At 56.5% G+C, this 8,663-nt stretch carries 6 protein-coding genes; 5 read left to right on the top strand and 1 reads right to left on the bottom strand.

Annotated elements, in window-relative coordinates; translation table 11 throughout:
* Positions 1–84 precede the first annotated feature (84 nt).
* From clpB to ilvN, 3 genes are all read left to right on the top strand, one after another.
* On the top strand, positions 85–2,670 hold the full coding sequence (gene clpB / locus AC14IB_RS09815) for an ATP-dependent chaperone ClpB (protein ID WP_484231700.1): 2,586 nt from the start codon (positions 85–87) through the stop codon (positions 2,668–2,670).
* A 338-nt stretch (positions 2,671–3,008) separates the two neighbouring features.
* Complete coding sequence (locus AC14IB_RS09820) at positions 3,009–4,733, top strand: acetolactate synthase 3 large subunit (protein WP_484231701.1); 1,725 nt, start codon at positions 3,009–3,011, stop codon at positions 4,731–4,733.
* A 2-nt stretch (positions 4,734–4,735) separates the two neighbouring features.
* Positions 4,736–5,227 (top strand): acetolactate synthase small subunit, encoded by a 492-nt coding sequence (ilvN, locus tag AC14IB_RS09825; protein WP_068861053.1) that lies wholly within the window; start codon positions 4,736–4,738, stop codon positions 5,225–5,227.
* Positions 5,228–5,285: 58 nt separating this feature from the next.
* Here the strand turns inward: ilvN and ilvY are convergent, their stop codons facing one another.
* On the bottom strand, positions 5,286–6,170 hold the full coding sequence (ilvY, locus tag AC14IB_RS09830; protein WP_484231702.1) for an HTH-type transcriptional activator IlvY: 885 nt from the start codon (positions 6,168–6,170) through the stop codon (positions 5,286–5,288).
* 136 nt (positions 6,171–6,306) lie between these two features.
* On the opposite strand from ilvY, the gene ilvC reads away from it, so the two are divergent.
* Positions 6,307–7,323 carry a ketol-acid reductoisomerase gene (gene ilvC / locus AC14IB_RS09835; RefSeq protein WP_484231703.1) on the top strand — a complete coding sequence of 339 codons (1,017 nt, stop codon included), beginning with the start codon at positions 6,307–6,309 and terminating at the stop codon, positions 7,321–7,323.
* Positions 7,324–7,470: 147 nt separating this feature from the next.
* On the top strand, positions 7,471–8,271 hold the full coding sequence (gene pssA, locus AC14IB_RS09840) for a CDP-diacylglycerol--serine O-phosphatidyltransferase (RefSeq protein WP_068861059.1): 801 nt from the start codon (positions 7,471–7,473) through the stop codon (positions 8,269–8,271).
* Positions 8,272–8,663: the final 392 nt, after the last annotated feature.

Below are 8,663 nucleotides of genomic sequence, written 5' to 3' on the forward strand. Positions count from 1 at the left end.
CCCTAATCTCCCCAATCTCTTAAATAAGCAATGAAGTTGCACTGCTCACCGGTGCCTAACCTTTAGTCTATTTAGGAGGTTGTCATGCGTCTCGATAAACTCACCGCAGCCCTGCAAGCGGCGCTGGGCGATGCCCAATCGCTGGCCATCAGCCGCGACCATAATCAACTTGATCCCCTGCACTTGCTGGCGGTTTGGTTAAAGCCCTCGGATGCCGTGATGGCACCGTTGCTGCGCCAGGCTGGCGTGCCCATACCCCAAGTGCAAAAAGAGCTGGAAATTGCACTAGCCGATCTGCCGCGCATGATCCGCCACACCGGCGATGTGGTGCCCAGCCCCGAATTAGTCAAAGTGCTGAATCTGGCGGATAAACTCGCGCAGCAAAAAAACGACAGCTTCATTGCCAGCGAATGGGCTTTGCTGGCGCTGTTTGATAGCGACTCTGCCGCAGGCAAGTTGCTGCTGCGCTGCGGTGTGACCCGAGCTGCCGTGGCCAAGGCCGTTGAAACCACCCGAGGAGGCGAGTCTGTGCAATCTGCCGGTGCCGAAGATCAGCGCCAAGCGCTGAGCAAATACACCATTGACCTCACCGCCCGCGCCGCTGCCGGCAAGCTCGATCCGGTCATCGGGCGTGATGACGAGATTCGTCGCACGCTGCAAGTGCTGTCGCGCCGCAGCAAGAACAACCCCGTGCTCATCGGTGAGCCGGGTGTCGGCAAGACCGCGATTGTCGAAGGGCTGGCGCAGCGCATCGTCAACGGCGAAGTGCCGGACAGCTTGAAGTCGAAACAGGTACTGTCGCTGGACATGGCCGCACTGATTGCCGGCGCCAAGTATCGCGGCGAGTTCGAGGAGCGTCTGAAAGCGGTGCTCAGCGAGCTGGCCAAGCTCGAAGGCCAGGTCATTCTTTTCATCGACGAAATTCACACCATGGTCGGTGCTGGCAAAGCCGATGGCGCCATGGATGCCGGCAACATGCTGAAACCGGCGCTGGCGCGCGGCGACCTGCACTGCGTGGGGGCCACCACGCTTGACGAGTATCGCCAGTTCATCGAGAAAGATGCTGCGCTGGAGCGTCGCTTCCAGAAAGTGCTGGTCGATGAACCGAGCGTGGAAGACACCGTCGCCATCCTGCGTGGCCTCAAGGAGCGCTACGAACTGCATCACGGCGTTGATATTACCGACCCGGCGATCATCGCAGCGGCGCGCCTGTCACATCGCTACATCACTGACCGCAAGCTGCCGGACAAGGCCATCGATCTCATCGACGAAGCCGCCGCGCGCATTCGTCTGGAGATGGACTCCAAGCCGGAGGTCATGGATAAGCTCGACCGTCGTCTCATTCAGCTGAAAATGGAGCGCGAGGCGCTGAAATCGGAGGAGGATGCCGCTTCCAAACAGCGCTTGCTTAAGCTCGGCACCGACATCGCCAAGCTGGAGCAGGAGTACGCGAGTTTTGATGAAGTCTGGCGCGCCGAGAAATCGTCCGTGGCCGGAGCCCAGCACATCAAGGAGCAGTTGGAAAAAGCGCGTCTCGACTTTGATGCCGCCAAGCGCACGGGCGATCTGGAGAAGATGTCGCGCCTGCAATATGGCGTCATCCCCGAGCTGGAGAAAAATCTCGTTAAGGCGCAATCCGGCGAGCAGCCGGAGGCGACATTGCTGCGCAGCAAGGTCACGGAAACGGAGATTGCCGAAGTTGTGGCGCGCAGCACCGGCATCCCGGTCGCGCGCATGCTGGAAGGTGAGCGCGACAAATTGCTGCGCATGGAGTCCGTGCTCTGCGCCCGCGTGGTTGGTCAGGATGAAGCGGTAGCGGCGGTGTCGCATGCCGTGCGTCGCACCCGCGCCGGTCTCACCGATCCCTCGCGCCCCAGTGGTTCCTTCCTGTTTCTGGGCCCCACCGGTGTCGGCAAGACCGAGCTGTGCAAGGCGCTCGCGAATTTCATGTTCGACAGTGACGACGCTATGGTCCGTATCGACATGTCCGAGTTTATGGAGAAGCACAGTGTCTCGCGCTTGGTTGGCGCGCCACCCGGTTACGTCGGTTACGAAGAGGGCGGCACCCTCACCGAGGCGGTGCGGCGTCGCCCGTATTGCGTGATTTTGCTCGATGAAATCGAGAAGGCGCATCCCGACGTTTTCAATATCCTTTTGCAGGTATTGGAGGATGGCCGCCTCACCGACGGCCAGGGTCGCACCGTCGATTTCCGCAACAGCCTGATTGTGATGACCTCGAATCTTGGCGCAGATGCCATTCAGGCGTTGACCAGTGCGGGTGATTTGGCAGCGGTCAGGCCGGCTGTGTTGGATGCCGTGGCTCGGCACTTCCGCCCGGAGTTTATTAACCGTATTGATGAAACCGTGGTGTTCGCGCCACTGGCCGAAGCACAGATTCGAGCCATCGCCGATATTCAGCTCAATCGTCTGCGGGAGCGTCTCGCGGATCGAGAGCTCAAGTTGGTGATGAGCGATGCGGCAATGACGCAACTCGTCACGGTGGGCTTTGATCCGCTCTTTGGGGCTCGGCCGCTGAAGCGTGCCATTCAATCGCAATTAGAGAATGTGTTGGCAGACCATTTATTGCGCGGCGACTTTGTGGCGGGCGACAGTATTCAGGTTGAGGCCGAGCAGGGGCGACTGACCTGCCATAAACTCAGGTTGCATTAAGGGATATTTGGCGTGTTCATGCTAAAACGCTTGACTCTCAACGCGTCTGCATAAAAAATCGCCGCCTTCATGGTGGTGCCGCTACGCTGAACACCCTCGGCAACGCGGCGCCAGGCCGACAACTCGGCCTGTTACGGCAGTGCTTACAAGCGCTGCCGACTCGCCCGCTCAACGGTTCCTGCGCGCACCCGCCGCCAGATGCCGCCGTCCCGACCCCGGGATAGATGAGCCACAGCATCAGCCCCCATGAGACTTTTTGATCGTGCTAGAATTTCGCGCCTACAGCGTGGGGTTCGGTCGCGGTCATCCCTCACTTATTGGCTTGAAAAGGGTGAATCTTGGAACAGTTATCTGGCGGTGAAATGCTTATTCGCGCGCTCGCGGATGAAGGCGTTGAATTCTTATTTGGTTACCCCGGTGGCGCCGTGTTGCATATCTACGACGCCATCTTTCAGCAAGACAAGGTCAAGCACATCCTCGTCCGTCACGAGCAGGCTGCAGGCCATGCTGCTGATGGCTACGCGCGTGCCACCGGTAAGGTCGGCTGTGTGCTTGTCACTTCCGGCCCGGGCGCCACCAACACGGTGACCCCGATCGCCACGGCCTACATGGACAACATCCCCATGGTCGTCATCTCCGGGCAGGTGCCTTCGCACCTCGTCGGCGAAGATGCCTTCCAAGAAACTGACATGATTGGCGTCAGCCGCCCGATCGTGAAGCACAGTTTCCAGATTCGTCACGCTTCGGAAATTCCGGCTATCGTTAAGAAGGCGTTCTACATTGCCTCCTCGGGTCGTCCTGGTCCTGTCGTTATCGACATTCCCAAGGATTGCACCAACCCGAACGAGAAGTTCGATTACGACTATCCAACCAAGGTCAAGCTGCGCTCTTACACGCCGCCGGGCCGTGGTCATGCTGGCCAGATCAAAAAGGCCGTGGATGAGTTGCTCGCCGCCAAACGTCCGGTGATCTACGCCGGCGGTGGTGTAGTTCAAGGCAATGCTTCGCATTTGCTCACGGAGCTGGTGCGTACGCTGGGCTATCCCTGCACCAACACGTTAATGGGCCTCGGTGCCTATCCCGGCAGCGACCCGCAGTTCATCGGCATGCTCGGCATGCACGGCACCTACGAGGCCAACATGGCCATGCATCACAGCGATGTCATTCTGGCCGTGGGTGCGCGTTTTGATGACCGTGTTACCAACAACACCGCCAAGTTCTGCCCGAATGCCAAGATCATTCACATCGACATCGACCCCGCTGCGATCTCCAAGACCGTGCGCGTCGATATCCCCATCGTGGGTGCCGTCGAGCCGGTGCTGACCGACATGCTGGCGCAGATCAAGGCCGAGACTGAAGTAAAGCCGGATGCCGAAGCACTGAAAATTTGGTGGGATCAGATTACCCAATGGCGTGCTCGCCATGGCCTGCGCTACGAACCGGCCCAGCCCGGCGAAATGAAGCCGCAGCAAGTCGTTGAGATGCTCTACAAGGTCACTAACGGCCAGGCTTACGTCACCTCCGACGTGGGTCAGCACCAAATGTTCGCGGCGCTGTACTACAAGTACGATCGTCCACGTCAGTGGATCAACTCCGGCGGTCTCGGCACCATGGGCTTCGGTCTGCCAGCGGCCATGGGTGTGAAGTTCGCCTTCCCGGATGCCATCGTGGCCTGTGTTACCGGTGAAGCGTCGATCCAGATGAACATTCAGGAGCTATCGACCTGTTTGCAATACGGCTTGCCGGTGAAGATCATCAACATCAACAACCGTTCGCTGGGCATGGTTAAGCAGTGGCAAGACATGCAATACGAAGGTCGTCACTCGAACTCCTACATGGATTCGTTGCCCGACTTCGTCAAGCTGGTTGAAGCCTACGGTCATGTCGGCATGAAAATCACCGACCCTGACCAGCTCGAAATCAAGATGCGCGAAGCCTTCGCCATGACCGATCGCCTGGTCTTCCTCGACATCTATGTCGATCCTTCCGAGCATGTTTACCCGATGCACATCGCCAAGGGTTCCATGCGTGACATGTTGCTGAGCAAGACGGAGCGTACCTGATCATGCGTCGTATTATTTCCCTGCTGCTGGAAAACGAACCGGGCGCGCTGTCGCGTGTGGTTGGCCTGTTTTCGCAACGCAACTACAACATCGAATCGCTCACGGTAGCGCCAACGGATGACCCGACCCTGTCGCGTATCACGCTGACCACCTCCGGCGATGAGCACAAGATCGAGCAAATCACCAAGCAGCTCAACAAGCTGATCGAAGTAGTTAAAGTCGTTGATCTCAGCGAAGGTCTGCATATTGAGCGTGAGCTCATGCTGATCAAAGTCAAAGCCGTGGGTGCCGCGCGCGCTGAAATTAAGCGCACCGCCGACATCTTCCGTGGTCATATCGTGGATGTCACGCCGAGCGTCTACACCATTCAGTTGGTGGGTCCGAGTGAGAAGCTCGACGCGTTCATTGAAGCGCTGTCCGAGACGTCGATCTTGGAAGTGGTGCGTTCCGGCGTGTCCGGCATTGCCCGTGGTGAAAAGGTGCTGAGCATCTGAGTCATTCGTTTCGATGAGTGATGAAGGCCCGCAGTTGCGGGCCTTTTCATTTCTGGGCTTAACCTACCTGCCGATTCCAAAACGCATTTACCAGCGGCTCCTTCAAGCGCTTCTCCAGCGCAAACAAACCAATGTCATAAGGTGCCAATGGCGGCTCGATCTCATAGGTCTTTATTCGACTCGCCAGCGGGCTGCTGTCGAGCACGATTTGTGGCACCACGCCAATACCAAAGCCTAGGCTGACCATGCTCACAATGGCCTCATTGCCGCTGACTTGTGCGTATATTTTGGGACGGATGCCGTGTCGCTTAAGCCAGCGCTCGATGCGAGTTCGCGCCAGACCTTCTTCCGACAGGATCATCGGCACGTCGCGCCAGTTATCCGCAGACGGTTGCTGGATCTGTTCCTGACTTAACGCCAGGGTATTGAGCGGTCCAATAAAGCGCAGATCCGAGCGTGCAATGGGTTGAAATACGACGCCTGCGGGCAGGCTGTCCGGCCGCGCACCAATAGCGATGGCCTCGCGCGCTTCCTGAACGCGTTCGACTGCTTTCGCTGGATCGCCGGTATGCAGCTTAATTTCAATATGCGGATGGTTGCTGCGAAAGCTATTTAGGATGTCATACAGAAAGCTGTAACTCGCCGTCACCGAGCAGTAGAGGCTGAGCTCGCCACGCAGCGTGTCACTATCCTGCCGTAGGGTCTGGCGCAAGCCGTCCCAACTTCGTAGCGTGTCGTTAGCGTATTCGCGGAATAATCGTCCTTCGCGGGTCAGCGTCACCGAGCGGTTGTCGCGTAGGAAGAGTGGGGCGCCCACACTGTCTTCCAGTTGCTTAATGATGCGACTTAATGCCGAGGGGCTGATGTGATGCTCGCGGCTGGTGCGGCCAAAGTGCAGGTTCTCAGATAGCGCGAGGAAAAGCTGTAGGCTGCGGGCATCCATTAAAATGTTTCCTTTATCGGCACATTGCGTTGCAAATATATCATTTTACGCAACACAAAGGATGTCGTATGGTGCGCGTCCCGGATAAGCCTGAATCGCACAGGCATCCACTCCTATCTCCGCAGAGGCTTACACCATGCAAGTTTATTACGATAAAGACGCTGACCTTTCCATCATCCGTGGCATGAAAGTCGCCATCATCGGTTACGGCTCGCAAGGCCATGCCCATGCACAAAACCTGACCGACTCGGGTGTAGACGTGACTGTTGGTCTGCGCAAGAACGGCGCTTCCTGGTCCAAGGTTGAGGCAGCTGGTATTAAAGTGGCTGAAGTCGATGCGGCTGTTAAGGGCGCTGATCTGGTTATGATTTTGTTGCCAGATGAAAACATTCCCGAAGTGTATGCCAACAATGTTGCGCCTAACATCAAGCAAGGTGCCACACTGGCGTTTGCTCACGGCTTCAACGTGCATTACAACCAGGTTGTGCCCCGCGCTGACCTCGATGTGATCATGGTTGCGCCTAAGGGTCCAGGCCACACGGTGCGTTCCGAGTACCTGAAGGGAGGCGGTGTACCGTCGCTGATCGCGCTGTATCAGGACAAGTCGGGCAATGCTAAGCAGATCGCTCTGTCCTACGCAGCGGCCAATGGCGGCACCAAGGGCGGCGTTATCGAAACGAACTTCCGTGAAGAGACCGAAACTGACCTGTTCGGCGAACAGGCTGTGCTCTGCGGTGGCGCCGTTGAGCTGGTGAAGATGGGTTTCGAAACGCTGACTGAAGCGGGCTACGCGCCAGAAATGGCTTACTTCGAATGTCTGCACGAACTCAAGTTGATCGTCGATCTGATGTACGAAGGCGGCATCGCCACCATGAATTACTCGATCTCGAACAACGCTGAGTACGGTGAATACGTCACCGGTCCAGAAGTGATCAACGAGCAGTCGCGTGAAGCCATGCGCAACGCTCTGAAGCGCATCCAGACCGGCGAATACGCCAAGATGTTCATCCTGGAAGGCAAGACCAACTACCCATCCATGACGGCTCGTCGTCGTCTCAACGCCGCGCACCCGATCGAAGTCGTTGGTGGCCAGCTGCGTGCCATGATGCCTTGGATTCTCAAGAACAAGCTCGTGGACCAAACCAAGAACTGATCTTCGGATCATTTCTGATCGCACGAGAGTGTGGTTCTTGAAAAACGCGGCCTCGGCCGCGTTTTTCATTTCTGCCGTTTGTCTCGCGCAGCTAGTAACCGTCACATTCAGTGATTATGATGCCCGCAAACACAGGAGATTTACTGCATGTCGCAATCCCCGCAAAATCACGATGACCACGATGGCCTGACTTTTGAGGTAGTCGAAGACGAGCATCACGAAAGCGGTCAAAAAACACGTCATCGCGGCATCTACCTATTGCCGAACCTATTCACCACGGCTGCATTGTTTTCAGGGTTCTACGCCATCATACATGCCATGGGCGGGCACTATGAATCTGCCGCTATGGCTATTTTCGTGGCGGCATTGTTCGACGGCATGGATGGTCGCGTTGCCCGAATGACAAATACACAAAGTGCTTTCGGTGCGGAGTTTGATTCGCTGTCCGACATGGTGTCGTTTGGTGTGGCCCCGGCATTGGTGGTTTTTAGCTGGGCCCTGCAGTCGTTGGGCAAGTTCGGTTGGATTTGCGCCTTTATCTATTGCGTCGCGGCTGCATTTCGCTTGGCACGGTTTAACGTGCAGCTCGAAGTGGCCGATAACCGCTACTTCACGGGTCTGGCCAGCCCCCTGGCGGCAGCTATTGTTGCTGCAACGGTTTGGGTGGGTGTCGATAACCGCTTATTGGATACCGTGCCAGGTCTACCGATCATTGTTGCGTTGATAACAGTCTGCTCCGGCTTCCTCATGGTGAGCAATGTGAAGTACTACAGCTTTAAAGAGCTCGATCGTAGTCGTGTCCCGTTCGTCGTGATGCTGCCTATCGTGCTGGTCTTTGGCATTGTTATGTATGACTTGCCTATCGGCTTATTGGCGGTTGCGCTGTTATATGCGGCAGGTGGTCCCGTGAGTGCGTTGTGGACTCGTCTGCGTGCAGGTAAGAAGTGAGCGGATACACAACGTAACTGGCTCGTTGTGAAAGTCATCTGGAGATAGTTTTTCTCCGCGTTAAAGTAAAAGGGCCTGCTTAATTCAGGTCCTTTTTATTGGTGGTTGTATGCTTATTGAGCGTATTCGCCAAATTCGTTGAAAAAACGGACAACCAAACGAATTTTCGAAGATAAGTGTTGACGCTGGATTTTGCATCCCTATAATGCGCCCCACACCGCAGCGATGCTGAGGTGTAGCGAAGAAAGCTTGTTGAAAAACAATGACTTAAGTAGCGATAGCGGGTTGTTTAGAGGTTCCGCTAGTTGATTCGAAGTTGCTGAAAAATTTCTGCAAATTCTGATTGACACGGTGATGGGAATCACTAGAATACGCCTCCTCGCAAGACGCGC

This window comes from Perlucidibaca sp. (genome assembly GCF_057084925.1).